Origin of the sequence: Cecembia lonarensis LW9 (assembly GCF_000298295.1) — a bacterium.
In the GTDB taxonomy this organism is placed as follows: Bacteria; Bacteroidota; Bacteroidia; order Cytophagales; family Cyclobacteriaceae; genus Cecembia; species Cecembia lonarensis.
The window spans coordinates 1-1,024 of the sequence record NZ_AMGM01000212.1 but is presented as its reverse complement, the minus strand read 5'-3'; the positions used below and the strand labels follow the sequence as shown (position 1 = coordinate 1,024).

At 68.6% G+C, this 1,024-nt stretch carries 2 protein-coding genes; both read left to right on the top strand.

Annotated elements, in window-relative coordinates; translation table 11 throughout:
* The first annotated feature begins 156 nt into the window (after positions 1-156).
* The gene (locus B879_RS23820) at positions 157-546 is read left to right on the top strand and encodes a rhodanese-like domain-containing protein (RefSeq protein ID WP_051012737.1); all 390 of its coding nucleotides are present in this window, start codon (positions 157-159) and stop codon (positions 544-546) included.
* A gap of 98 nt (positions 547-644) precedes the next feature.
* Positions 645-1,024 (top strand): alcohol dehydrogenase catalytic domain-containing protein (locus B879_RS23815; protein ID WP_238542204.1); only part of this gene is annotated, 380 nt, incomplete at its 3' end.

Below are 1,024 nucleotides of genomic sequence, written 5' to 3'. Positions count from 1 at the left end.
GGCCGCCGCCCGCGGCTGGTGGTTACTGCGCCACGCCGGATTCCGAGGTGTCCGGGTGCTCGACGGGGGACTAGGTGCCTGGAAGGCTGCGGGCCACCCGCTAGAAACCGGAACAACATTCCCGTGCCGGGAACAGCCGCCGCCAGCTGGGACCAGATGCCGGTGATCGACATCGAGGAAGCCGCGGCCTTCCCGGCCCGGGGAATCCTGTTGGACTCCCGCGCCGCCGAACGCTACCGCGGGGAGGTAGAACCCATCGACCCGCGCGCCGGGCACATCCCCGGGGCACACAACCGTCCCACCACCGCGAACCTGACTGCCGACGGACACCTGCTGGCACCGGAGGACCTCACCGCGGCACTGGCCGAACTCGGTGTGGAATCAGGGGCGCCGGAGGTAGCGGCGTATTGCGGTTCGGGCGTCACCGCCGCCCACCAGATCCTCGCGCTGGAAACCATCGGAGTTCATGCGGCGCTGTTCCCTGGCTCCTGGTCGCAGTGGAGCTCGGATCCCGCACGCCCGGCGGGAACCGGAGAACAACCATGAGCCACCTGGCCGCAATCGGACCCCGGGACGGTTGGCTCCGGGGTCCGGGAGAGAGGTAGGTTCGAACTATGATGATTGGTCGACCCAAACCCCCACCGTTGAACGCCGCCGCCAAGCTGAATGAACATGCCCGCACCCGTCCGTCCGTGAATCTAGCGCCGGCCGAGGTACCGGCCATCGGCATCGCCGAGCCCGGCGGAAAGCTCGTGCCCCTGGTGATCCACCGCCGCGAACCCGGGCCCCGCGACGTGGTGATCGAAGTGGAATACTGCGGACTGTGCCACTCCGATGTACACGCCGGACGCGGGGAATGGGGAGCCAAGCGCTTGCCGCTGGTGCTGGGCCACGAAATGGTCGGCATCGTCTCGCACACCGGTGCCGAGGTCACGGACATGCCCATCGGCTCGCGCGTGGGCGTGGGCTGCCTGGTTGATTCGTGCCGCGACTGCGAGGCCTGTACGGCGGGCGAAGAACAGTT